Annotated in this window: 18 protein-coding genes; 9 read left to right on the forward strand and 9 right to left on the reverse strand. The window is 63.5% G+C overall.

Annotated elements, in window-relative coordinates:
• Positions 1-115 precede the first annotated feature (115 nt).
• From GTP69_RS10300 to GTP69_RS10320, 5 genes are all read right to left on the reverse strand, one after another.
• Positions 116-1,174 (reverse strand): aldose epimerase family protein, encoded by a 1,059-nt coding sequence (locus GTP69_RS10300; RefSeq protein ID WP_161054802.1) that lies wholly within the window; start codon positions 1,172-1,174, stop codon positions 116-118.
• 72 nt (positions 1,175-1,246) lie between these two features.
• On the reverse strand, positions 1,247-2,194 hold the full coding sequence (locus tag GTP69_RS10305; protein WP_161054803.1) for a glycoside hydrolase family 43 protein: 948 nt from the start codon (positions 2,192-2,194) through the stop codon (positions 1,247-1,249).
• Positions 2,195-2,210: 16 nt separating this feature from the next.
• On the reverse strand, positions 2,211-3,563 hold the full coding sequence (locus tag GTP69_RS10310; protein WP_161054804.1) for an MFS transporter: 1,353 nt from the start codon (positions 3,561-3,563) through the stop codon (positions 2,211-2,213).
• Positions 3,564-3,634: 71 nt separating this feature from the next.
• Entirely contained in the window at positions 3,635-6,271 is a 2,637-nt protein-coding gene (locus GTP69_RS10315) for a TonB-dependent receptor (protein ID WP_161054805.1), read from the reverse strand.
• 163 nt (positions 6,272-6,434) lie between these two features.
• A complete protein-coding gene (locus tag GTP69_RS10320; RefSeq protein WP_161054806.1) occupies positions 6,435-7,937 on the reverse strand; it encodes an AMP nucleosidase in 1,503 nt (500 codons plus the stop codon).
• A 137-nt stretch (positions 7,938-8,074) separates the two neighbouring features.
• Between GTP69_RS10320 and GTP69_RS10325 the strand changes: the two genes are divergently transcribed.
• From GTP69_RS10325 to GTP69_RS10340, 4 genes are read left to right on the forward strand one after another with little or no spacing between them, the layout of a single operon-like run.
• On the forward strand, positions 8,075-12,127 hold the full coding sequence (locus GTP69_RS10325; protein ID WP_161054807.1) for a Pls/PosA family non-ribosomal peptide synthetase: 4,053 nt from the start codon (positions 8,075-8,077) through the stop codon (positions 12,125-12,127).
• The gene (locus GTP69_RS10330; protein ID WP_161054808.1) at positions 12,124-12,696 is read left to right on the forward strand and encodes a 4'-phosphopantetheinyl transferase family protein; all 573 of its coding nucleotides are present in this window, start codon (positions 12,124-12,126) and stop codon (positions 12,694-12,696) included. Before GTP69_RS10325 ends, GTP69_RS10330 begins: the two co-directional genes overlap by 4 nt.
• Entirely contained in the window at positions 12,693-13,418 is a 726-nt protein-coding gene (locus tag GTP69_RS10335; RefSeq protein WP_161054809.1) for a polysaccharide deacetylase family protein, read from the forward strand. Before GTP69_RS10330 ends, GTP69_RS10335 begins: the two co-directional genes overlap by 4 nt.
• A complete protein-coding gene (locus GTP69_RS10340) occupies positions 13,415-13,966 on the forward strand; it encodes a YdeI/OmpD-associated family protein (RefSeq protein WP_229260884.1) in 552 nt (183 codons plus the stop codon). The genes GTP69_RS10335 and GTP69_RS10340 overlap by 4 nt, the downstream gene beginning before the upstream one ends.
• 13 nt (positions 13,967-13,979) lie before the next feature.
• Here the strand turns inward: GTP69_RS10340 and GTP69_RS10345 are convergent, their stop codons facing one another.
• Genes GTP69_RS10345 through bla form a run of 3 tightly spaced genes read right to left on the reverse strand, consistent with a single transcriptional unit; the run spans position 13,980 to position 16,640 of the window.
• A complete protein-coding gene (locus GTP69_RS10345; RefSeq protein WP_161054811.1) occupies positions 13,980-14,495 on the reverse strand; it encodes a hypothetical protein in 516 nt (171 codons plus the stop codon).
• Complete coding sequence (locus tag GTP69_RS31710) at positions 14,485-15,762, reverse strand: GNAT family N-acetyltransferase (protein ID WP_371867887.1); 1,278 nt, start codon at positions 15,760-15,762, stop codon at positions 14,485-14,487. Before GTP69_RS31710 ends, GTP69_RS10345 begins: the two co-directional genes overlap by 11 nt.
• Positions 15,759-16,640 (reverse strand): class A beta-lactamase, encoded by an 882-nt coding sequence (gene bla, locus GTP69_RS10355; protein ID WP_161054812.1) that lies wholly within the window; start codon positions 16,638-16,640, stop codon positions 15,759-15,761. Before bla ends, GTP69_RS31710 begins: the two co-directional genes overlap by 4 nt.
• Positions 16,641-16,747: 107 nt before the next feature.
• Between bla and GTP69_RS10360 the strand changes: the two genes are divergently transcribed.
• The 4 genes from GTP69_RS10360 (at position 16,748) to GTP69_RS10375 (ending at position 22,483) form a co-directional block, all read left to right on the forward strand.
• Positions 16,748-18,250, forward strand: coding sequence for an FAD-dependent monooxygenase (locus tag GTP69_RS10360; RefSeq protein ID WP_161054813.1), 1,503 nt, complete (start codon positions 16,748-16,750; stop codon positions 18,248-18,250).
• Between the two features lie 79 nt (positions 18,251-18,329).
• On the forward strand, positions 18,330-20,186 hold the full coding sequence (locus GTP69_RS10365; RefSeq protein ID WP_161054814.1) for a DUF885 domain-containing protein: 1,857 nt from the start codon (positions 18,330-18,332) through the stop codon (positions 20,184-20,186).
• Between the two features lie 48 nt (positions 20,187-20,234).
• Entirely contained in the window at positions 20,235-21,494 is a 1,260-nt protein-coding gene (locus GTP69_RS10370) for a D-amino acid dehydrogenase (protein ID WP_161054815.1), read from the forward strand.
• A 41-nt stretch (positions 21,495-21,535) separates the two neighbouring features.
• Positions 21,536-22,483 carry a tetratricopeptide repeat protein gene (locus GTP69_RS10375; RefSeq protein ID WP_161054816.1) on the forward strand — a complete coding sequence of 316 codons (948 nt, stop codon included), beginning with the start codon at positions 21,536-21,538 and terminating at the stop codon, positions 22,481-22,483.
• A 20-nt stretch (positions 22,484-22,503) separates the two neighbouring features.
• On the opposite strand, the gene GTP69_RS10380 is transcribed toward GTP69_RS10375, so the two are convergent.
• The gene (locus tag GTP69_RS10380; protein ID WP_371867888.1) at positions 22,504-23,475 is read right to left on the reverse strand and encodes a LysR family transcriptional regulator; all 972 of its coding nucleotides are present in this window, start codon (positions 23,473-23,475) and stop codon (positions 22,504-22,506) included.
• 122 nt (positions 23,476-23,597) lie between these two features.
• Between GTP69_RS10380 and GTP69_RS10385 the strand changes: the two genes are divergently transcribed.
• Complete coding sequence (locus tag GTP69_RS10385) at positions 23,598-24,539, forward strand: MBL fold metallo-hydrolase (protein ID WP_161054818.1); 942 nt, start codon at positions 23,598-23,600, stop codon at positions 24,537-24,539.
• Positions 24,540-24,580: the final 41 nt, after the last annotated feature.

Below are 24,580 nucleotides of genomic sequence, written 5' to 3' on the forward strand. Positions count from 1 at the left end.
TTTCCTGTGCGGGGACGTGAATGTCATGCCCCCGCATCGATAGGGCATACTAAGATGTACTGAGATAACTTTCCAATAAATTGTTTATCGACTTCGATATCGAAATCGATATGGGTCAGGCCACGCTGAAGCGGTAGGCCATCACCGTGGAATACTCCTCGTTCGGCCGCAGGATGGTCGACGGGAAGTCGGGGCGATTCGGCGAATCCGGGAAGTGCTGCGGTTCGAGGCAGAAGCCGCTGCGATAGCCGTAGATACGCCCTTTTCCACTGATGCTGTCGTCGAGGAAGTTGCCACTATAGAACTGGATACCCGGCTCCTGCGACAGCACTTCCAGCACGCGGCCGGACACCGGGTCGACCACGCGGGCCGCCACTTCCAGCGCTTTTTCCGCCGATTTATTCAAGACGAAGTTATGGTCGTAGCCCGAGCCGAAGTCCAGCTGCGCGTCTTTTTGGCCGATCCGTTCGCCGATCGTGTGCGGTACGCGGAAGTCGAACGGCGTGCCTTGCACCGATGCCGGGGCGCCAACTGGGATCAAACCTTTGCCCACTTCCGTGTACGCGTCGGCGACGATGGTCAACTCGTGACCGAGGATGTCGCCCTGGCCGGCCAGGTTGAAATACGCGTGATTGGTCAGGTTGATCGGCGTGGCTTTGTCGGCCACCGCGTGGAAGGCGATGCGTAACTCGTTATCGTTGCGCAGTTCATAAATGGCGGTGACTTCAACGCTGCCAGGGTAGCCCTGGTCGCCGTCCGGGCTGACGTAAGACAGGATCAGGCCCGCCGATTTCGGCGTGTTGAAGGTTTCGGCGTCCCACAACTGGCGGTGAAAACCATTGGTTCCGCCGTGCAGATGGTTGGCGCCATCGTTCAGGTCCAGCTGATAGTCGACGCCGTCCAGCGTGAAACGGCCGTTGGCGATGCGGTTGCCGTAACGGCCAATCAGCGCGCCGAAGTAATTCGACTGCCCCGTGTACGCAGCGACGTTGTCGTAGCCGTGGCAGACATCGGCCAGCAGGCCGTCGCGGTCCGGCACGTGCAGTTCGGCGATCACGCCGCCCAGGTTACTGATCTTGGCGACCATGCCGTTGGCGTTGGTCAGCGTGTACAGCGTGGCTTCGCGGCCATCCGGCAACGTGCCGAATGGGGATTCTGTGATGGTAGCTTGCATCTTGGCTCTCTAATGACAAGGCGGCCGAGAGGTTTCCCTGTTCGGCCGCCGGAATATGGTGCGTTCGCGGACTTAGGCGATCGACGGTTTCCCGAATACTGGCATCCCCTGCTCGTCCCATTTCAATGGTTTGACGAACGTGTGACGGTCCGGGTTCCACAGCGGGTCGCCGATAATTTCGGTGTAGGTACGAGCATGATAAACCAACATCACCGTTTCGCCATCATCCGCCACGGTAAAACTGTTGTGGCCAGGGCCGTAGACCTTGTGTTCAAAGTCGGTTTGCAGCACCGGCTCCTTGACCTTGGTCCATGCCGCCGGGTCCAGCACATCGGCGTTTTCGTCCGCCCACAACAGGCCCATGGCGTAGTTTTCATCGGTGGCGCTGGCCGAATAGCTGATGAAGATCTTGCCGTTCTTTTTCAGGATCGACGGACCTTCGTTGACCCAGAAGCCGCGGATCTCCCAGTCGAATTCCGGCTTGCTCAGCATGACCGGCGGACCGCCCAGCTGCCACGGGGTCTTCATCGGCGCGATGTAGATGTTGGAATTGCCTTCGATGGCGACGTCCTTCTGCGCCCACACGTAGTACAGCTGCCCCTTGTGGGTGAAGGTGGTGGCGTCCAGGCAAAAGGTGTCGATGCCGGTATCGATCTGGCCCATGAACTCCCACTCGCCCTCCAGCGGATTGGCGTTGGTGTTACGGATCGCGTACATGCGGTGCTGGAACAGCTTGTACTTGATCTCGCGACTCGGCGCGGCGGCGAAGTAGACGTACCAGGCGCCGTCATTGAAGTGCAGTTCAGGCGCCCAAACCAGTTCGCTGTACGCGCCGGTGTCCGGCTTGTGCCAGACGTCGACCTTTTCGGCATCCACCAGGCCGGCGATGGTTGTCGCGCGGCGCAGCTCAATGCGGTCGTACTGCGGCACCGAGGCGGTGAAGTAGTAATAGCCATCGGTATGGCGGTAGATATGCGGATCGGCGCGCTGCTCGATCAATGGGGTAAGAACGTTGTCCATGTCGTTTTCCAAAAAATTAAACTGCCACATAATCCTTGGCGCCCAGTTGCGCCTTGACCTCGCCGTAGCGGGCATCGGTGAGACGATACCGGAACATCAGCAGGCCCATGACGGTGTGGAAGAAGCCAGGAATCACCGTCAGCATCAGCACAATGCCGTGCATGGCAAAGGCGCTCTGCTCCTGGTTGGGATGATACTGAAAGTACGTCAGCAGCACGCCCACCAGCGCGCCGGCGATGCCCATGCCGGCCTTCTGGCACACAGAGATGCCGCCGAAGGCGAAACCGGAGACGCGCTGGCCGGTCTTGACCATGCCGTAGTCGATGGTCTCGGCGATCGCCGACCAGAACACCGGCGCGTGCAGGTCCACCACGAACGACAGCAGGAAATACAAGGCAAAGGCCAGCACCGTGTCGCCCGGCTTGACCGCAAAGTACATCACGACGCTGATGACGCCCACCGCAATCTGGGTCCAGCGGAACAGCTTGACCTTGCAATAGAACTTGGTAATCCAGGTCGAGGCGACCATCGACAGGATAGCGGCCGCCACGCCGGTCGACAGGAAGGCCGACACAGTTTCCGTATTCGCGCCGAGGTAATACTTGGCGTAATAGATGGCCACCGAGCCGCGCACCACGTAGCCGATGGTGCCGACCACGCACACGGCGCACAGGATCAGCCACTGGTCGTTCTGCATCAAGACCTTGATCTGGTCGCCCAGCGGTTGGCGCTGCACCTTGTGCACCACGCGCTCGGTGGTGGTGAAGAAGCAGAACAGGAACAATGCCACGCCCATCGCCGCCATCAGCGCCATCGCGGCCTGATAGCCGACCGCCGCATTGCCGGCGCCCCAGCGCTCGGACAGCACCGGCACCACCACGGTCACCATGAAGGCGCCGACCTTGGCCAGGAACAGGCGGTAGCCATTGGCCGACAGCACCTGCTGCGGGTCGTTGGACAAGGTGCTGGGCAGGGAGATATACGAGACGCCCACGCCGGAAGTCATCACGGTCATGATGATATAGGTCGAATAAGCCCATACCAGTTTTGCGCTGTAGCCCCAGTCAGGGGTGGTGAAGACGAAGAACACGCTCAGGCCATACGGCACGGCGAGGAACAGCAGCCACGGACGGTAACGTCCCCAGCGCGTCATGACCGCATCGGTAATCTGGCCCATCACCAGATCGCTGCAGGCGCCGATGATCTTCACCAGCACGAACAGCAAAGCCAGGTCGGTGGTCTTCAGGCCATAGACGTCGGTGTAGAAGAAGGTGATCATCAACATCATCGACGAGATCACCACATTCAGCGCCATGTCGCCCGAACCGAAACCGACCTTCTCCAGCACCGACATTTTTTGATTCGACATATTGATTACCTCAAAGTGCGAGGCCGCGCCCTCGCTCAGGCGGGGACGCGGCCGACATAACAGCTATTTGTTTAGATCTTCCAGTTCAGGAATACGCCAACCGAACGATCATAACGACGGGTGTCGCGTGGGTACAGCGCCTTGTTGCTCCAGTAGTCGGTGTATTTGAAGTTCAGCAGATTGGAGCCGGTCAGCGTGATCGACGTATTCTCGTTGATCTTGTAGCCCAGCGAACCATCCAGCGACGACATCGGCGATGCAATCAGGTCCAGGCCTGGACCACCGTCGTTGTAGAGCTGCACAAACTTCGAACGCCAGTTGTACGCCAGGCGGGCCGACACGCCATACTTCTCATACAGGCCCACCACGTTGTACGACCATTTCGACATGCCGGCGAACGGCTTGTCGCTCAGGTTTGGATCGCTGGAGGTGCTGGTCTGGCCTTCGGTGTAGGTGGCATTCGCCTCCACGCCGAAGCCGCTCCACAAGCCTGGCAGCTTGTCGAAGAACGTACGGTAAGCGAGTTCGGCGCCTTGCAGGTAGCCGTCATCCGTATTGAATGGACGGGTCGTGTCGTAGGTCGCGCCATTGAAGGTCTCTTTGATGACCTTGGTCTGGATGTAGCCTTTGAACTCGTGGCGGAACAGTGCCGCGCTGGCCATGCCGGTGGACGAGAAATACCACTCCAGCGAACCGTCGTAGTTACGCGCGGTGAACGGCTTCAAGTCAGGATTGCCGCCCGACGCCGTCGCCAGGTTGGTGGTGCCGTTGGCGTTGATATAGGCGGTGCCAGGATTGAGCTGGGCGAAGTCCGGGCGGGTCAGCGTCTTCGATACCGAGAAACGGGCGATCACGTCCTGACGCAGCGATGCCTTGAAGTTGGCGCTAGGCAGATAGGCGGTGTCGCTCGACGTCTTCGAGGTCGGCACGTAGGTGGTGCCCACCAGCGAGTTACCCAGGAGGTCCGAGTCGGTCTTGGTGACGCGCATGCCGAGCACACCATCGATTGGAATGCCGGCGGTTTCCCAGCCGATGTGCGCCTTGCCGTAGAAGGCGTAGTTCTTTTCTTCGTCGGCGAAATAGGAACCGGGGTCCATCGCCCTGCCGGCCGAGCTGCCGGTGACGGCCTGGCGCACCGCGCCGGTGTTGTTCAGCAGGTAGCTCGCGCATGGCGTGTACCAGGCGGTGCTGCCCCAGTTATTCTGCATGCTGGCGGTGCAGTTCAGGCCTGGCAGGCTGGTGACAGGCACGCCATCCGGCGCCACCGAGGTACCTTCAAAAGACTTGATCGACGCTGCGGTGCGCTTGGCGGCGCGCACGCCGAAGCCGAAGTCCTTGAACAGCCCTTCGTCCGCCATGGTGTAGGTGCCGTCGGCACGCCAGTCGGTCGACGAACCGTGGTCATGGCCATAACGGTCGAACAGCTGGTCGATGCGGTAGTTGGCCGGGCTGGTGATGTCCTGGCCACCATACGAGATATTCGCGCCACCGCCGGCATTGGTGGTCACCACCGAAGTCGGCATGGTGGTCAGCGTATCGAGGATCGGATTCTGCCAGTCGAAGTCGGACAGCGTGCGTGCCAGCTCGGTGCTCAGGCGCAGGCCCGGCGCAGCGTTCCAGCGGGCGCCAACGGCGTGCTGCTGGGTCACGTTGTCCTTGCGGTTGGCCTGGGTCGACATGATGGTGTTGACGTTTTTGGACGTCAGCGTTTGCAGCTGGTTCGAGCCAGGAATCTTGGTGCCGGACATGGTGTCGCCAGACCCCCACCATGGCAGCGCCACCAGGTAGTCGGTTTCATAGTTGTCCAGGTAATGGGTAGCCAGGCCTTCGGCGTACACTTCCAGATCCTGGTTCGGCTTCCATTGCAGCGCATAATTGCCCGCGGTGCGGCGACGGTCGCCGCCGATGGCTTGCAGGCCCATCAGGTCAGGACCGGTCAGGTTCGGGAGCAGCCAGCTCTTGTCGATCGGTTTGGTGTTGAAAGCGCGCTCTTCCGAGTAATGGTTGCGCACATACGAAACACCGAACAGCGCGCCGATTTCGCCGAAATCGGTCTTCCAGCGGTTGGAGATCAGGCCGCTGACGTTCGGATCGGTACGCTTGGCTTGCGAGTTGTTGGTGGCGCCACCATTGACTGAGGCGGTAAAGCCCTTGAAGTCGAACGGACGGTTGGTGCGCACGTCGATCACGCCGGCGATGCCGCCTTCCGGCAGGTCGGCCGACTGCGACTTGTACACGTCCACGCGTTGCAGCATGGTCGATGGAATGTCGGCCAGCTGGATGTAGCGGCCGGTGGTGGTGAACAGCTCGCGGCCGTTCAGCAGCGTGGCGATGCCCGGCAGGCCACGGATCAGCACGGTGTTGGCTTCACCACCGTCGCGGCGCACCTGCACGCCGGTGACGCGGGCCAAGGTCTCCGCGACGTTGGTATCTGGAAACTTACCGATATCGTCAGCAACAATCGAATCGATAACGTTATCGGCATCCTTTTTGATCTTTTGCGCGGTTTGCGCAGCGCGGCGCACGCCGGTGACTGTCACGGTGGCTTCGGGCGCTGGTTGCGCGGCGTCGCTGGCCGGGGTGGTCTCTTGTGCTACTACTGGGAAGGCGCTCAACAGGCCGGCGGCGGCCAGCACTGCGACGCTGGATTTGAGGACGAGACGATGGGTTGCCTGGGACATCGAAGTCCCGGTTACTGTGTGTTTCATAAGTCTCCAGTATTGTCTGTTTTTATACAGAGCTGCTCAGGGGCAGCGCTGATTGAACAAATCTTATGGGCTGGAGAAAAAACTAACCAATCAATTTTTTCGGGTTTTTGATACCGAAAAAAGTATCAAGCCCGCTGAAAGCAGGCCTGGACCGGGCTTGCGGCTATTGGAACGCGACTTCGGTAAAGCTGCGTAACTTGCGAGAGTGTAGTTTATCCACACCAAGCGCCCGCAAAAGTTCAACTGCACGAATGCCAATGCGTAAGTGCTGGTCAACCCGGTCGCGATAGAATTGGTTAGCCATGCCGGGCAATTTGATCTCGCCATGCATCGGCTTGTCACTCACGCACAACAAGGTGCCGTAGGGAACGCGGAAACGGAAACCGTTGGCGGCAATGGTTGCGCTTTCCATATCCAGCGCAATCGCCCTGCTCTGGCTGAATCGACGTTCGGGCGTACGCTGCGGCATCAACTCCCAGTTGCGGTTGTCGGTACTGGCGACGGTGCCGGTGCGCATCACGCGCTTCAGGTCGTGGCCGGTCAGTTGCGTGACTTCGGCCACGGCGGCTTCAATCGCCACCTGCACCTCGGCCAGCGGCGGAATCGGCACCCACAGCGGCAGGTCCTCATCCAGCACGTGATCTTCGCGCACATATCCGTGGGCCAGCACGTAATCGCCCAGTTCCTGCGTGTTGCGCAGGCCGGCGCAGTGGCCCAGCATCAGCCAGGCGTGCGGCCGCAGCACGGCGATATGGTCGGTGATGGTCTTGGCGTTGGCCGGGCCGACGCCGATATTCACCATCGAAATCCCGGTGCCGTCGGCGCGGATCAGGTGATAGCCCGGCATCTGCGGCAGGCGTGGCAGCGGCGAACCATGCACATCCCCCGGCTCCACCGCCTGCCCCACCCGCCGCATCACCAGGTTGCCCGGTTCGACGAAGGCGATGTAGTCGTTGCCAGGCTCCCCGGCCGGGCTGACCATCAATTCATGGCCCAGCTTGATGAATTCATCGATGTAGAACTGGTAGTTGGTGAACAGGACGAACTTCTGGAAGTGCTCGCACGAGCTGCCGGTGTAGTGGCGCAGGCGTTGCAGCGAATAGTCGACGCGCGGCGCGGTGAACAGCGACAGCGGCTGCGCCTCGCCCATCGGCGGCTCGTGGGTGCCGTTGGCGATACCGTCGTCCATCGCGGCCAGGTTCGGCAGGTCGAACACATCGCGCATCAGCAGGCGGCGCTCGGCGGTCAGGCTGCCTTCGATGTGCTCATGCTCGGCGAACGAAAAGTGAATCGGAATCGGCTGCGCGCTGACGCCCACTTCGATCTTGACCTGATGGCTGCCGTGGTTCTTCAGCAGCAGCTTGAATTGTTGAAGGTAGTAGCGTGCAAACAGGTCGGGCCGCGTCAGCGTGGTTTCGTAGGTACCGGGACCGGCGACAAAACCGAACGCCAGCCGCGAATCGGCGCGCGCCACGGTGTCGGTATGTACGCGAACGAACGGATAGCAGGCGCGCACATGGTCGCCGACGTTTTCGCCAGCCACAAAGCGCTTCATGGCGTCGCGCAGATAAGCGATGTTGGCGTCGTAAATGGCCCGCACCTGGTCGTAGGCAGCTTGGGCGTCGTCAAACTGCATGGGGGCGATGAATGGACGGGTGGTAGTCATGCGGCTCCTTCAGTTTTGGCGGGTATTCGTATTGTATTTCCTATTGTAAAGGCTGTAAGCGGAACTTGCATTCTCCCTCTATGGGAACCATCTGGCGTACCGTACAATGACGCCCTGACACGGAGAAAAGCCACCGCATGAATCAAGCCGCAACACCGCACGTCCTTTTTGGCCCGCAGCAGGAAAGTCTGCTGCGCGAGGAAATCCTCGCCGACCTGCTGGAAGCCAGCGCCACGCGCGCCCCCGACCAGATCGCGCTGATTTTCGGCGAACGCCAGCTGAGTTATCGTGAACTGAACGCGCAAGCGGATCTGGTGGCGGCGCGGCTGATTGCGGCCGGCGTGCAACCGGGCCAGATCGTCGGTCTGTGGCTGCCGCGCGGGATCGAGCTGCTGGTGCTGCAAGCGGGCATCGCCAAGGCCGGTGCGGCCTGGCTGCCAGTGGATGAAGATACGCCGGTCGAGCGCTTGCAGGTTTGCCTGGACGACGCAGACGGCGCCGGCGTACTAACCTCGGCCGCCTTTGCACCGCGTTTGGCCGCATTGGCCGATTTTGCGGCATCGGGCCGTCCCGTGTGGACCTCCGAAGCGCTGTTGGCCGCTCCCGCCGCCGGCGAAGTGCTGGCGCGGCGCGGCGCGGTATCGCCGGATGTGCCGGCGTATGTTATCTACACTTCCGGCTCGACTGGCAAGCCGAAAGGCATTCTGATCACCCAGCGCAGCATCTGCCACTTCCTGCGCAGCGAGAATGAAGTGCTGGGCGTGCGGGCCGAAGACAAGGTGTATCAGGGCTTTTCGGTGGCCTTCGATATGTCGTTTGAAGAGATCTGGATTTCGTATCTGGTCGGCGCCACATTGTGGATCGGCCCCAAGGAAATCAGCGGCGACCCGGAGACGCTGCCACGCATGCTGGAGCAAAACCATGTGACGGTGCTGCACGCGGTGCCGACGCTGCTCGCGCTGTTCAATCAGGAAGTGCCGAGTCTTCGCTTGATTAATCTCGGCGGCGAGGCCTGTCCGGAATCGCTGGTCACGCGCTGGTCGCGCGAAGGCCGGCAGATGTTCAACACCTATGGCCCGACCGAAGCCACGGTATCGGCCAGCCTGGCGCGATTACAACCGGGCTACCCGGTGACCATCGGCCGCCCGCTGCCCAACTACGGCCTGCTGGTCATCGATGCCAACACCGATCCCGCGCCCGACGCGGCGCCTGCGCAAGGCCCGGTCCTGCGCCTGCTGCCCTACGGCGAAGTCGGCGAATTGTGCATCACCGGCCCGGGCCTGGCCGCCGGCTACCTTGGCCGCCCGGACCTGACGGCGGAAAAATTCCTGCCCAATCCGTGGTCGACCGGCCCGCACGACGAGCGCCTGTACCGCACCGGCGACCTGGCCCGCATCGGCCCTGATGAAGAAGTCACCTGCCTTGGCCGCGCCGACGACCAGGTCAAAATCCGCGGCTTCCGCGTCGAACTGGGCGAAATCGAAGCCTTGCTGGCCCAGCAACCGGGCGTCGGCACCGTCGCCGTCCTGCTGCGCAAAGACGACGGTATCGACCAACTGGTGGCCTATCTGGTCGCCGACGCCGGCGTCACGCTGGACAACCGCGTCCTGCGCGCCGCCTTGACGGAGAAGCTGCCGCCCTACATGGTCCCCGGCCGCTACGAAATGCTGGACGCCATGCCGCGCCTGACCTCCGGCAAAATCGACCGCAAGACGCTCAAAGCCACACCACTCAGCGCCCCGCCAGCCGGCAGCGCCGCCGACTCCGACCTGCCCGAAACGCCGGCCGAAGAAGCCCTGTTCAAAGCACTGGCCACCCTCTTCCCCGGCCAGCCGATCCAGCGCCAGGCCGACTTCTTCACCGACCTTGGCGGCCACTCGTTCTTCGCCGCCCGCCTGGCGTCCGCGCTGCGCACCGATCCGCGCTTCGCCCACATTACCGTGCGCGACATCTACCAGCAGCGCCAGGTCGGCAAGATCGCCGAAGTGCTGGCAGAAGCGCCGGGCAGCACCACCGAAGAACAGCCATGGACACCGCCGTCCACCATCAAACGCTGGATCTGCGGCATCGCCCAAGCCGCCGCCATGCCGCCGCTGGTCACGCTGCGCATGGCGCAATGGCTGGCGCCCTTCTTTACCTACCACTTCTTCACCGGCGACCCGGGCGACTCGGTGCCTCGCGCCATCGCCGCCTCGGTCGGCGTGTTCCTGCTGGCGACCATCGGCGAATTCGCCGTCGCCATCGCCGGCAAATGGCTGATCGCCGGCCGCCTGAAAGCCGGCGTCTATCCGCTGTGGGGCCTGACCTACTACCGCTGGTGGCTGGCCGACCGCCTGGTGGAAGCCGCGCCGGCCTACCTGCTCAGCGGCTCGTCGCTCAACGCCTGGTGGCTGCGCGCGCTCGGCGCCAAAGTCGGCAAGGAAGTCATCATCGGCTCTTACACGCTGCGCGCGCCGGACCTGCTGCACATCGGCGACCAGGTCAGCATCGGCAACGCGGTCAACTTCGAGAACGCCCGCGTCGAACGCGGCCAGCTGCACCTCGGTCAGATCACGCTGGAACAAGACGCCTGCGTCAGTTCCTACGCCATCATGGAAGGCAATACCCGCGTGGAAGCGCTGGGCCACCTGGAAGGCCAGTCGGCGCTGAGCGACGGCGGAGTGGTGCCGGCCGGCCGCGTCTGGGCCGGTTCGCCGGCCCGCGACATGCGCGCCTTCGACACTACGCGATTGCCGGCACGCTTGCCGGTCACCGCCGCGCGCCGCGCTGCCGAAGCGCTGTTCTTCGTGATTGGCATCCTCGGCATCGTCACGCTGTTCTTCATGCCGGTGTTCCCGAGCTTTGTGCTGATCGATTGGTTTGACGAAGCGGGCTGGATGCCGTGGATTCAGGGCGACGACATGCGCATCCAGCTGCTGCGCTACTTCCTGCTCGCCTTCCCGGCCAGCACGGTGCTGATTGTGCTGACGGCGCTGATCTCGGCCGGCATCCGCTGGAGCGCGCTGCCGCGCCTCAAGCCCGGCCAGTTCCCGATCCACGGCAATACCTACTGCGCCAAATGGCTGGTGAGCCAGATCCAGGAATCGAGCCTGAATGTGCTGCACGGGATTTACGCCACCGTGTTTGCGCCGTACTGGTATCGCCTGCTCGGCGCCAAAGTCGGCAAGGACGCCGAAATCTCCACCGCGCTGGGCGTGGTGCCGGACATGCTGACGCTGGGCGACGAAACCTTCATCGCCGATGCGGTCATGCTGGGCGACGAAGAAATCGATGGCGGCTGGATGGTGATGAAGCCGACCGTGATCTCCAATCGCAGCTTCGTCGGCAACGGCGCCTACATCCCGGACGGCACCATCCTGCCGGAGCATGTGCTGATCGGCGTTCATTCTCGGGCGCCGGACAATGAGCAGATGAAGCATGGCGACACCTGGCTCGGCTCCCCGCCGATCAACCTGCCGGCGCGCGAGCAGACCAGCGGTTATCCAGAGCACCTGACCTTCCACCCATCGCCAATGCGCCGCCTGGGACGCGGGCTAATTGAAGCGTTCCGCATCGTCGCGCCGCATGCGCTGGTGATCGCGGTCGGCTACACGCTGGTGCTGGCGGTGATGCCGGCCGCCGGCGCCGGCCGCTGGAGCGAGGTGACCTGGGATCTGGCGCTGGCGGGCCTGGCCTACGGCGTGGGGAACTACGTATTTGTGGTGCTGCTGAAATGGCTGCTGATCGGGCGCTATCGCAAACAATCGGAGCCGATGTGGACGCCGTTTGTGTGGCTGTCGGAAGGCGTGACCAATCTGTATGAAGGCATCGCCGTACCGAACTTCATGCGCTACCTGCGTGGCACGCCGTGGCTGCCGATTGCCTTCAACCTGCTGGGCTGCCGCATCGGCAAAGGCGTCTACATGGACACCACCGACATCACGGAATTCGACTGCGTGCAGATCGGCGATCATAGTGAACTCAATGCGCTGACCTGCCCGCAGACCCACTTGTTCGAGGATCGCGTGATGAAGATCGATCAGGTCGTGATAGGAGAACGCGTCTACATGGGGCCACGCGCATCGGTGCTGTACAGCGCCGCCGTCGGCGACAACGCCCGCCTTGGCGCGCTGACGCTGGTGATGAAGGGCGAGAACATTCCGGCCAACGGCAACTGGGCCGGCTGCCCGGCCGCTCCGCTGCGCAAATGAAAAGCCTGGCCGTCCAACGCTGGCCCGGCCCCACACCGACGCCGCAGGACGGCCTGTTCGCAATCCTGGTCGCCACCAACAACGCGACGCAACGCGACGCCGCGCGCCGGCAAATCCGTCTGGCCGCGCGCGAGGCGCTGGCTGCCGTGCTGCGCATGGCGGCTGCCGACATCACCATCGCCTCCGCACCCGGCACGCCGCCACACATTCTGCTAGCCGGTGTTGAAAGCCGCATCGGTATCTCCTTCAGCCACGAAGACGGCTGCGCACTGGCCGCCATCAACCTTCACGGGCCCATCGGCGCCGACATCATGCGCGTGGAGGACATCCCCGACTGGCGAGCCGTCGCCCGCGACTACCTCGGCCCGGCCGTCGCCGCAGCGCTGCAAAACACCACCAACCGCCCCCTCGCCTTCACACAAGCGTGGACACAACGCGAAGCCGCGCTAAAATGTCATGCGCAACAACTCAGCGAATGGCAAGCCGAACTCCCCGGCGCCACCATATCGCTGATCCTGCCGGCCCCGAATCTGGCAGGCCACATCCATATTGGAGACAAAATCGCATGAGATTCATCGCCCTGATCCTCGCAGCCATCGCAGTCCACGCCAGCGCCGCCGAATGCGGCCCGGACCAGCTCAACACCGCCCGCACCATCACGCTCAAGCGCGAAGGCGCCCAGTACGGCGCGCAGCAGCACACCGCGCTGCCGCTGGCAAAGGGCGAAGTAGTCCTGACCTTCGACGACGGCCCGTCCGTCGACAACACCCCGCTGGTGCTCAAAGCGCTGGCCGACCAATGCGCCAAAGCGACCTTCTTCCTGATCGGCGAACATATCGTCCAGCAGCCAGACCTGGCGCGCCGGCTGATGAGCGAAGGCCACTCCGCCGGCATCCACAGCAACACCCACCCGCACCTGGCGTCACTCACCACTGAACAGCAGCTGGACGACCTGAAACTGAGTCGCGCCGCCTACAAGGCCGCCTTCGGCGTCGAGACGCCGGCCTACCGCTTCCCCTACCTTGAAGAGACGCCAACGCTGCTGGAAGCGCTCAAGCGCGACAACATCACCGTCGCCTCGATCGACATGGGCATCAACGACTGGATACCGGAAGACACCACCGCCATCCTCGCCCAACGCCTGACCGAAAGCCTGGACAAAGCCGGCCGCGGCATCATCCTGATGCACGATGCGAACGGCCCGACGGCCCAAGCCCTGCCCACGCTGCTCAAAGTCCTGAAAGACAAAGGCTACAAAGTAGTCCACCTGGAATGGGAAGCCGCGCGATGAGCACCGACAAATGGCAAGCGGAGTTTGAAGCGCTGCGCGCCATCGTCAGCGCCTGCGGCCTGGACGAAACCGTCAAGTGGGGCCAGGCCTGCTTCACGCTGGACGGCCACAACGTCGTGCTAATACACGGCTTTAAGGAATACTGCGCACTGCTGTTCTTCAAAGGCGCGTTGATGAAGGATCCGAAAAACATCCTGATCCAGCAAACCGAAAACGTGCAGGCTGCGCGCCAGATCCGCTTCACCACGCTGGCCGACATCACGCGGCAGGAGAAGACCCTCAAGACCTACATCAAGGACGCCATCGCACTGGAAAAATCCGGCGCCAAGGTAGAGATGAAGCAGACCGCCGAATTCTCCTTCCCCGAAGAGCTGGAGCACAAGATGGACGAACTACCCGCACTGCGCACTGCCTTCGAAGCCCTCACGCCAGGGCGTCAGCGGGCCTACCTGCTGCACTTTTCCTCGGCCAAGCAGGCGGCCACGCGGATCTCGCGCATCGAAAAAAGCGTTCAGCGCATCCTTGATGGCAAGGGCTTGACTGACTAAGTTGCATACAACATTACGCGCCCGCCGATCGTGCTTTGTTGATTCTGGCATGGCATTCAGGGACCACATTCAACAGTCTTTCCGGGACAGCTGGTGCGGTATCGGGATAGACCTCGGAATGGACTTGATGATACAGCCTGTAATCAATGAACACGTAGCGTTTGTAAATTTCCAGTATCTCTCCCGAATCGCCTGCAGCAAATCCATATACGGACTCGCGGCAAACCTGACCATCATCGAGCGTTACCTCAAGAGGGGAACTTTCGCCAAAGAGCGCCATCGCGCCGAAACCAAGCGCCAGCAATGACCAGCAACCTACGGCAAGGCATCCCACGGCTATACCTACGAACTTCGGCCTGATACGAAACACCAGCAATGCCAATGCACCGCCCCCCATAACGGCGCCCATGACGAGGACGACGTTGATTGCATGCATGGCAAACGACAATCCCATCGCCGCCGCAAGCGCCGTAAGGCACACATACCAGCCGAGCCCAAAGTAAGTTCGCCTGCTCACGCTATTGGCCATCCATCGATTCACCACGCTGCGCCAGTGCGCGCACTTCGGTTTCGTCGGCGGGGCGGACAGTCCACTCCATTTTCTGAAGCTGGATATGCGGGTGGCTTTCCAGCGGCTCCCATTCGGGCAAAAAGGTGAAACCGAGTTTTTGATAAAAGGCTGCGGCGCGCTGGTTGGTCGGTGCAACGTCGAGCAGGATACGCTGGTGCGCTTGCGCAGCGGCGTGGCTTTTTACCGCGTCGACCAACTGCATGGCGATCGGCGTGCCGCGATGCGATGGCGCTACCCACATGGCGATCAGCTCCAGTTCCTGCTGGTCGTTGGGCACATGGCCGACGATGCCAACGGCTTCTTGGCCATCGAATGCGAGGATGAAGCGCGCCTTGCCACGCCCCGCCGCGCGGTCACGCCATGCTTCGTCGGTGTAGGCTGCGGCGCTGGCGTGGCTGACGCCAAAGGCCTGCGGCGCATCCAGCAAGGCTGCCAGTCTCACCCGCTTAAGTTCCTGCCAATCTTCTTCTCTGGTGTATCGGATGTCGGTCATGTCAGGACGCGCTCTGGCTTTGTCAAATTCGCGGAAGATGGCACCGGGTTCGGCCAGTTCACGTAGCGCCATTGCGCGCATGGCGTAATCCGTAATGCCGTCGATGGCGGCGGCGCGCAGCGCATCGGCTTCGGCAACGCGTCCCAGTCCGCGCGATACCGCTTCGCATAGCGACAGGTCACGGACATAATTCGACAGTTCGGCGGCCAGGCGCGGTGCGCCACCGGCTGGCATCAGCGGCAGCTTCTCCGCCAGCCTGTTGAGCTCCGCCAGCCACGACAACGGATCTGTGACATAGCGCTCCGCCAGCGCGTAGTCCTGCGCTTCGACGATGGCAGGCAGCGCCCGCCAGGCGATGCGTTTCGATACTTCCGGTTGGGCACTCAGCAGCTGCAGGAACAAGTCATAGGTGGCACGGCTATCCTTCAGCGCTTCGTTCATGTCATCGATAATCGAGAAGCGATCGCGCGGCCTGTCGCCAGACTCGCCGAACGTAAGCTCGCCCGCTAACAAGCGACGACTTTGTTCGTCACGCTCGCGTACCATCGCCTCGCGCGCTGGCGCATACTGTTCAATCAACAGGGGCCATTCGACAGCGACGATGATATACGTGCTGTCTGCCAGCGCGAATAATTCAAGCAGCAGCCGCAGCGCTTCGTCATAGCGGCCTTCGCGACGCGCCAGCAGGGCCGCGTCAACCAAGGCACCGGAGCCGAGCGGGGACGTACTCACCGGAACGCCTCGATCGCCACCTTGGCCACTTCGCCATGCAGCTCAACCCTCGCCTTGTCGTCCTTGCCCGGCAGCGTGACGTAGACCGCCAGCAGTATCGGCGGACGGCCCGGCGGCCAGATCACGGCGATGTCGTTGACGGTGCCGTAGTCGCCGGCGCCGGTCTTGTCGGCGACGATCCAGCCGGCCGGCACGCCAGCACGGATGCGCGTCGCGCCGGTGGTGTTCCCGATCATCCAGTCCTTCAGCTGGCGTCGGCAATGCAGCGGCAGCGCCTCGCCCATCACCAGTTTTTGCAGCGACTTCGCCATCGCCTGCGGGGTGGTGGTGTCGCGCACATCGCCGGGAATCGCGGAATTGAGTTCGGTCTCCCAGCGGTCCAGCCGGAATTCGCTGTCGCCTATGGAGCGCGCGTAGGCCGTTACCGCCGCCGGGCCGCCGATCTGCTTCATCAGCAGGTTTGCCGCCGTGTTGTCGCTGTACTGCAGCGTGGCCTCGCACAGCGCTTCCACCGTCATGCCCTCCGCCACCCGCTTGCCGGTAACCGGCGAATGCGGCACCAGGTCGCTCTTCTCGTAGCGGATGCGCTTCTCCAGCAGCGACGGATCGCGCGCCAGCACGGCCGCCGCCAGCATCATCTTGAAGGTGCTGCACAACGGGAAGCGCTCGTCGGCCCGATGCAGCAACTGGCGGCCGTCGGCCGTGTTAAACGCCGCCACGCCCAGCCGCCCGCCGGATTCCTTTTCCAGCCGCGCCAGCAACCCTGTACGCGACACGGGCGCGGTGGTCGGCGCCTGATCCAGCAAGTCGGCGGCACGCGCCAACGGTGCGCTGGCCAGCGCCAGCATCAGCGCGCGGCGGGTTGTGAAATCGGTCATCGGCCCAGGAATAAGAGTTAAGTAAAAATAAACATATCACATACTTGCCAAAAACGCCAAGCTTCAATTGCGCGCACCGCGATAAATGGTGGCGCTAAACTCACTGCATGGCTACTCAGGTGCTCATCGTCGGCGCCGGTCCGACCGGCTTGGTGCTTGCCATTGCGCTGGCAAGACGGGGCGTCGTCGTCCGCATCATTGACCACAACAGCGGCCCCGGTCAGGCCTCGCGCGCCATGGCCGTGCATGCGCGCACGCTGGAGTTTTACCGCCAGCTGGGCTTTGCCGATGTGGTGATCAACCAGGGCATCCCGATCGAAGCCATCCACCTGCGCGAACATGGCCAGGACATCGCCCAGCTGCCGCTCAAGGACATCGGCGCCGGCCTCAGTCCCTATCCCTTCGTGCTGGCCTTCCCGCAGGATGACCACGAGCGCCTGCTGGTGGCGCAGTTGCAGGCCGAGGGCGTGCAGGTGGAACGGAACACCGAGCTGGAATCCTTCACGCAGGACGAATGGGGCGTGCGCGCGGTGCTGCAGCATGAGGGCGACCGCATCGCCTGCAGCAGCGCATATCTGTGCGGCTGCGACGGCGCCCGCAGCCGCGTGCGCGATGCGCTCCAACTGACCTTCACCGGCGGCACCTACGAACACCTGTACTACGTGGCGGACGTGCACACCGCCGGCCCGCCCAACCATGACCTGGTGGCCCATCTGGCCGCCCACACCTTCGCGCTGATGCTGCCGGTGCGCTCGCGCGGCATGCAGCGCCTGATCGGCATCCTGCCGCCCGATGCGCCGCCCGATTCCGACTTTGAAGCGGTACGGCCGATGTTGGAGCCGCTGCTGGGCATCAGCGTGGAGCAGGTCAACTGGTTCTCCACCTACCGCGTGCACCACCGCGTGGCCGCGCGCTTCCGCGTCGGCCGCTGCTTCATCGCCGGCGACGCGGCCCACATCCACAGCCCTGCCGGCGGCCAGGGCATGAACACCGGCATCGGCGACGCCATCAACCTGGCCTGGAAACTGGCCCACGTGCTGCAAGACCGCGCCGACGCCGCGCTGCTGGACACCTACGAGGGCGAACGCATCGTCTTTGCCCGCAAGCTGGTCGCCACTACCGACCGCGCCTTCCAGATGATGGTGTCGCAAGGCGCCGGCGGACAGCTGCTGCGCCACTGGCTGCTGCCGCACCTATTTCCGGTGCTGAGCGGCTTCGGCGCCGCCCGCCGTACGCTGTTCAAGACCCTGTCGCAAATCATGATCCACTATCCCGACAGCCAGCTCAGCGGCGGCCGCGCCGGCGACATCATCGGCGGCGACCGGCTGCCGTGGGTGGCGGATAACTTCCGGCCGCTGCAATCGCTGGACTGGCAACTGCACGTCTACGGCCAAACCACGCCGCAACTGGCCGCCGCCGCGCAGGCGCTGCACCTGCCACTGCACGCCTGGCCATGGACCGAGGCCGCCGCCCACGCCGGCCTGCTGGAAGATGCCGCCTACCTGGTCCGCCCCGACATGCACATTGCACTGGCCCTGCCGCGCCAGGAAACCGACGCGCTACAAGCGCTGGCCACGCGCTTCCAACTGCGGTTCGGCAGCGATAGCTAAATGCCATTGACATCCCGGCGGCGCACACGCTAAGGTCAGCGTCGCGCCGATTCTTTACCTTACCCCATCAAAGGATGCCATGAGTCTTCACAACCCTTCCCGCCGCGACCTGCTGTTGGCCGCCCTCTCCGCCACCGCCGTCGGCGCCGTCCCCGGCCTGGCCTGGGCCGCCACCGCTTCACCGGCCGACGCCAGCTTCTCCAAGCTGCTGGACGATATCGCCGATGAAGTCCTGCGCCTGTCGCCGACCAGCGCCACCGGCCTGGGACTGGACAGCGGCGTGCGCGCCGCGCTGAAGGCGCAGCTGGAAGACCTGTCGCCGGCCGGCGACAAAGCCTGGGCCGACGAAGTCAAATCGATCCAGAGCCGCCTGCGCGGCATCAACCGCGCGACGCTCAGCGCCGATGCGCAAATCCGCTACGACACCATCGCCTACGCCGCCGAATCGGGCGTGCAAGGCCTGCGCTTCCCGTTCGGCGGCGCGGCCAGCGGCTTCAATGGCGGCACCGCGCCGTTCCCGGTCACGCAGCAGGATGGCACGCTGACCCGCATTCCGGAATTCCTCGACTCGCAGCACCAGATCGCCAACGCCGCCGATGCCGACGCCTACCTGGCGCGCCTGGCCGGCATGGCCAGGTTGCTGGACCAGGAAACCGCCCGCATCGCCGAACAATCCGGCCAGGGCATCGCGCCGCCGGACTTCATCTGCAAGACCGCGCTGGGCCAGTTGCAGGACTTCCGCAAGACCGCCGCCGCCAGTCAAAAGCTGGTGACTTCGATCACCGAGCGCACACAGAAACTCAACATCGCCGGCGACTGGCACGCGCGCGCACTGAAACTGGTGGAAGACTCGGTCTATCCGGCGCTGGACCGCCAGATCGCCACCTTCAGCAAGGCCGCCGCCAAAGCCACCAACGTGGCCGGCGTGCACCGCCTGCCGGACGGCGCGGCCTACTACGAGTGGGCGCTGCGCCTCGGCACCTCGACCACCCACAGCGCCAAGGAAATCCACGCCATCGGCCTGGAACAGAACAAGCAGCTGCAAGCGCGCATCGACGCCATCCTGAAAAAACAGGGCATCACCCAGGGCACGGTCGGCCAGCGCCTGCTCGGTCTCTCCAAAGACCCGAGCCGCTTCTACGCCGACAACGACAAGGGCCGCGCGGAGCTGATCGCCTATTGCAACGAGCGCGTCGACGCGGTGCGCAAGCTGATGCCGCAAATTTCGCACCTGGACATGAAAGCGCCGCTGCAAATCAAGCGCGTGCCGATCGATATCGAAGCCGGCGCGCCGCTGGGCTATATGAACTTTGCGTCGCTGGACGGCAAGCGCCCGGCCATCTACTACGTCAACCTGAAATCGACCAAGCTGTGGCCGAAGTCTGAATTGTCGACGCTGACCGCGCACGAAGGCATTCCGGGCCACGCCTGGCAAGGCGCCTATCTGGCCGAGCATCACGCCGACCTGCCGCTGATTTCCTCGCTGATTGGCTTTAACGCGTTTGTCGAAGGCTGGGCCCTGTATTCGGAACAGCTGGTCGACGAATTCGGCCTGTACGCCAACGATCCGTTCAGCCAGATCGGCTACCTGCAAGCGCAGCAATTCCGCGCCTGCCGCCTGGTGGTCGACACCGGCATGCACGCGATGAAGTGGACGCGCGAGCAGGCGATCCGCTTCCTGGTCGAGAACACCGGCCGCGGCCAGCAAGCCATGACCAGCGAAATCGACCGCTACACGGTATCGCCGGGCCAGGCCTGCGGCTACAAGATGGGCCATAACGAAATCATCAGCCAGCGCGAACGCGCCAGGCAGGCCCTGGGCGGCAAGTTCGACCTGGCCGGCTTCAACGACGCGCTGGTGGAAAGCTGCGGCGTGCCGCTGACGGTGCTGCCGACCGTGATCGATCGCTATATCACCAAACAACAGAAGGCATAAAAATCTTTTGTAGGTCGATGGTTTTCTTGTAAGCTTGTCAGCACCATCATGAAAACCATCGCCATCATCGGCGGCGGCGTCACCGGCGTGACGACCGCCTATGCCCTCGCCAAGCGCGGCTTCGCCGTCACCCTGCTGGAACGTCATCGCTATCCGGCGATGGAAACCTCGTATGCCAACGGCGGCCAGCTGTCGGCCTCCAATGCGGAAGTGTGGAATCACCGCGCCACCATCGGCAAGGCGCTGCAATGGATGTTGCGCAGCGACGCACCGCTGCTGGTGCACCTGCATCCCACCTGGCACAAGCTGTCCTGGTTTGCCGAGTTTGTGTCGGCCATGCCCAACTACCACCACAACACGATTGCCCTGGCGCGTATGGCGGTGGCGGCGCGCGACCATCTGTTCCAGTGGGCAGAAGATGAACATATCGCATTTGATTTGCAGCGCCAGGGCATCCTGCACATCCACCGCGACCGCGCGGAGTTCGAACATGCGGTGGCGGTCAGCAAGCTGCTGGCGCGTGGTGGCGTGACGCGCCGCGCCGTCACACCGGACGAGATGCGCGCCATCGAACCGGCCCTGCGCGGCGAATTTTACGGCGGCCATTTCACCGACAGCGACAGCAGCGGCGACATCCACAAGTTCACCACCGGCCTGGCGCAGGCGGCGCAGCGCCTCGGTGCGCAGCTGCGCTATCACCAGCAGGTGGTGCATTTGGACGCCGGTGCGGACGGCGTCGACGTCACCGTGCTGCAAGGCGAAGGCGCCGAGACCAGCCGCTATGACGCGGTGGTAATCTGCGCCGGCGCCGCCAGCCGCGCGCTGGCCGCGCAAGTCGGCGACAGCGTCAACGTCTATCCGGTCAAGGGCTATTCGGTCACCGTGCAGCTGGACGATGCGGCCAGCCGCGCCGCCGCGCCGAACGTCAGCCTGGTCGACGACACGGTCAAGCTGGTATGCAGCCGGCTGGGCGAGGATCGCCTGCGGGTGGCCGGCAGCGCCGAATTCCATGGCCATAACCGCGACATCCGCGCCGACCGCATCGCGCCGCTGACCGACTGGGTGCGGCAAAACTTCCCCGAGGTCTGCACGCGCAGCATCACGCCGTGGGCCGGGCTGCGGCCGATGATGCCGGATCTGATGCCGCGCGTCGGTCCCGGCAAGGCGCCGGGGGTGTTCTACAACACCGGCCACGGTCATCTGGGCTGGACTTTATCGGCCGCCACCGCCGATCTCGTGGCCAGCGCCATCTCCTCCTCTTGGGAGGCGGTGCGGCAACGCACCGCCAGCCCCTTGAAAATGGCGTAAACTGGCGTCATCTTAGGCTCGTCTTCACTAGGAGGTATGACATGACGGCTAAATCTATTGCACGTATCACTCTGCTGGCTAGCGCCCTGGCGCTGGCAGCCCCCGTATTTGCCGCCGAGCCCACCATCCAGGAGGTCTATGCGGCGGCCAATGCCGGCAAGTTCGCCGAAGCCCAGTCCATGATGGACCAGGTGCTGGCGGCCCATCCGAAGAGCGCCAGCGCGCATTTTGTCGAAGCGGAGTTGCTTGCCAAGCAAGGCAAGTTTGCTGCCGCCCAGACTTCGCTGGCCAAGGCCGAGGAATTGTCACCCGGCCTGCCAAAGGTCAAGCCGGAGGCCGTGAGCAAGCTGCGCACGCTGCTGGCTGAAGGCCAGAAGACGGATTACTCGCAAAAACGCAGCAGCAACCATGCGACTACCGGCGGCAATGGCGGCAGCAACTACGGCAGCGGCGGCTACGCCAACGCACCGCAGAGCAGCGGCATCGGCTGGGGCGGCATCCTGATCATCGGCGCCGGCCTGGCGGGTTTTATCTGGCTGGCGACCCGCTTCATGGCGCGTCGCCAACAACAGGCAGCTGTTAATGACGGTTACAGCCCGGCCGGCTACAACCCTGGCGCGGCGCCAGGCTATGCTCCGGGCGGCGTGCCGCCACAACCGGGCTACGGCCAGGCCGGCTGGGGCCAGCAAGGCGGCTATCCGCAGCAGCCGGCGCAGCCTGGCATGGGTTCGCGCATCATGGGCGGCCTGGCAACAGGTGCGGCGGTGGGTGCGGGTATCGTCGCGGGTGAGGCACTGGCACGCCAGTTCACCGGCGGCCACGAGGCCAACGCCAGCAATGTAGACCAGTCGCGCAACGACATCGTCTATGACGACCCAGCGGCGCGCGACGATCTGCTGCGCCGCGACGACATGGGCGGCAACGACTTCGGCGTCAGCGGCGGCTGGGATGACGGCGGCAGCGGTGGTGGTGGTGGCGACTGGGATTAACCCTCCCCACCCTCTCTCCTTCACGGGGCGTGGCGTTCGCCCGCCCCGGCGGCCTCCATCGCGAGGTCCCAATACGGCGGACTGCCGAAATATTCCTTCAAATGACGTATCAGCAGCTGCGCCTTGGCCTGGTTTGAGCGGCCCGGCATGTGCACCGCATGGATGGCCGGATCGGCCGGATCGCGGCGCGGTGCAATCTCGCTGCGTTCGACCGGCGGCATCGGGAACACCGGCACCAGCTGGCCGGCCACGATGGCGTCGCTCACCAGCCAGTTGGCCAGGTGCGCAATGCCGGCGCCGCTGATGGCCGCATGCAGCAATGAGTCGGTATCGTCGCAGCGCAGCTTGCCCCGCACCGGCAACGGCTGATTGCCATTGACGCCCTCAAAGCGCCACCAGCCGCGTGGCGCCACCCTGCCATTCACAGTCAGGCATTGATGATCGAGCAGATCTTCCGGCTTCTGCGGCCAGCCATGGCGCGCCAGATAGGCCGGGCTGGCGCTGACCACGCGGTTCATGCCGGCCAGCCAGGTGGCCACCAGGTCGCTGGCCGGCAGCACGCCGGCGCGCACCGCCACATCCACTCGCCGCGCCGACAAGTCCACCACATCGTCGCTCACATGCAGGTCGACCTCGATCAGCGGGTGGCGCTGCAGGAAGGCGGCAATCGCCGGCGCCACGTGCAAGCGGCCGAACGCGGCCGGCGCCGTCACGGTCAGCAGGCCGCGCGGTTCGCTGTCCAGTTCCTGCACGGCGTTCTTGCCATCCGCCAGTTCAGCCAGTATATTGCGGGCGCGCGGCAAAAAGCGTTCGCCGGCGTCGGTCACAATCACCTGGCGCGAACTGCGCAACAGCAACCGCGCGCCCAGCTCCGCTTCCAGCGCATCTATCTTTCGGGAAACAGACGATACCGCCATCTCAAGGTGCACCGCCGCCTTGGACAAGCTACGCAGTTCCACCACCGTCACAAAGCATTTCAGGCCAGTTATCACAGTTCTCTCCATAGCCATACATCTTTGTCGAATCTGCAAAGACTCTTTGCTTTATTCCGTATTGTGCCATTTTTTGCAAAGATGCATACTTCGTTCATCACTGAATTGTTAAGGACGCCAATATGAAGTTCACACCACTGTTCGCTGCGCTGGCCTTTGCTTCCGCTGCCCCTGCCTTTGCCGCCGCGCCGCTGGCCGGCACCAACGCTCCCGGCTTCTACCGCGTCATGCTGGGTGATTTCGAAGTTACCGCTATCAGCGACGGCACCGTCGACCTGCCGTTCGACAAATTGCTGCACGAGCCGGCCGACGTCACCAAGAAAGCCCTGGCCCGCAATTACCAGTCGGTGCCGACCGAAGCTTCGGTCAACGCCTTCCTGGTTAACACCGGCGGCAAGCTGATCCTGGTGGACAGCGGCGCCGGCAGCCTGTTCGGCCCAACGCTGGGCAAGCTTCTGGCCAACATCAAGGCCTCCGGCTACCAGCCTGAGCAGATCGATGAAATCTACCTGACCCACCTGCACCCGGATCACGTCGGCGGCCTGGCGGCCGACGGCAAGCTGGTGTTCCCCAACGCCATCGTCCGCGCCGACAAGCACGACACCGACTTCTGGCTGAGCCAGGCCAACCTGGACAAGGCCCCGGCCGACAGCAAAGGCTTCTTCCAGGGCGCGATGGCCTCGCTGACCCCGTATGCGACTGCCCAGCACCTGAAACCGTTCAGCGGCGACACCGAGCTGGCGCCGGGCGTGCGCGCCACCTCGGCCTACGGCCACACGCCGGGCCACACCATTTACACCTTCGAAAGCAAAGGCAAAAAAATGGTGCTGGTGGGTGACCTGATCCACGTGGCAGCGGTACAATTGGACCACCCGGAAGTGACGATCGGCTTTGACAGCGACGCCAAGTCGGCCCTGGCTTCGCGCACCAAGGTGTTCCAGGCGGTCGCCAAGGAAGGCGCGCTGGTTGGCGCCGGTCACCTGTCGTTCCCCGGCCTGGGCCACCTGCGGGTGGACGGCAAGGGCTACGACTGGCTGCCGGTTGCCTACTCCCAGTTGCGCTAGTAAGCACCCCGTCAGCAATCCGTCAGCAACTTCAGGAATAC

Origin of the sequence: Duganella levis (genome assembly GCF_009857605.1) — a bacterium.
GTDB classification, from domain to species: domain Bacteria; phylum Pseudomonadota; class Gammaproteobacteria; order Burkholderiales; family Burkholderiaceae_D; genus Rugamonas; species Rugamonas levis.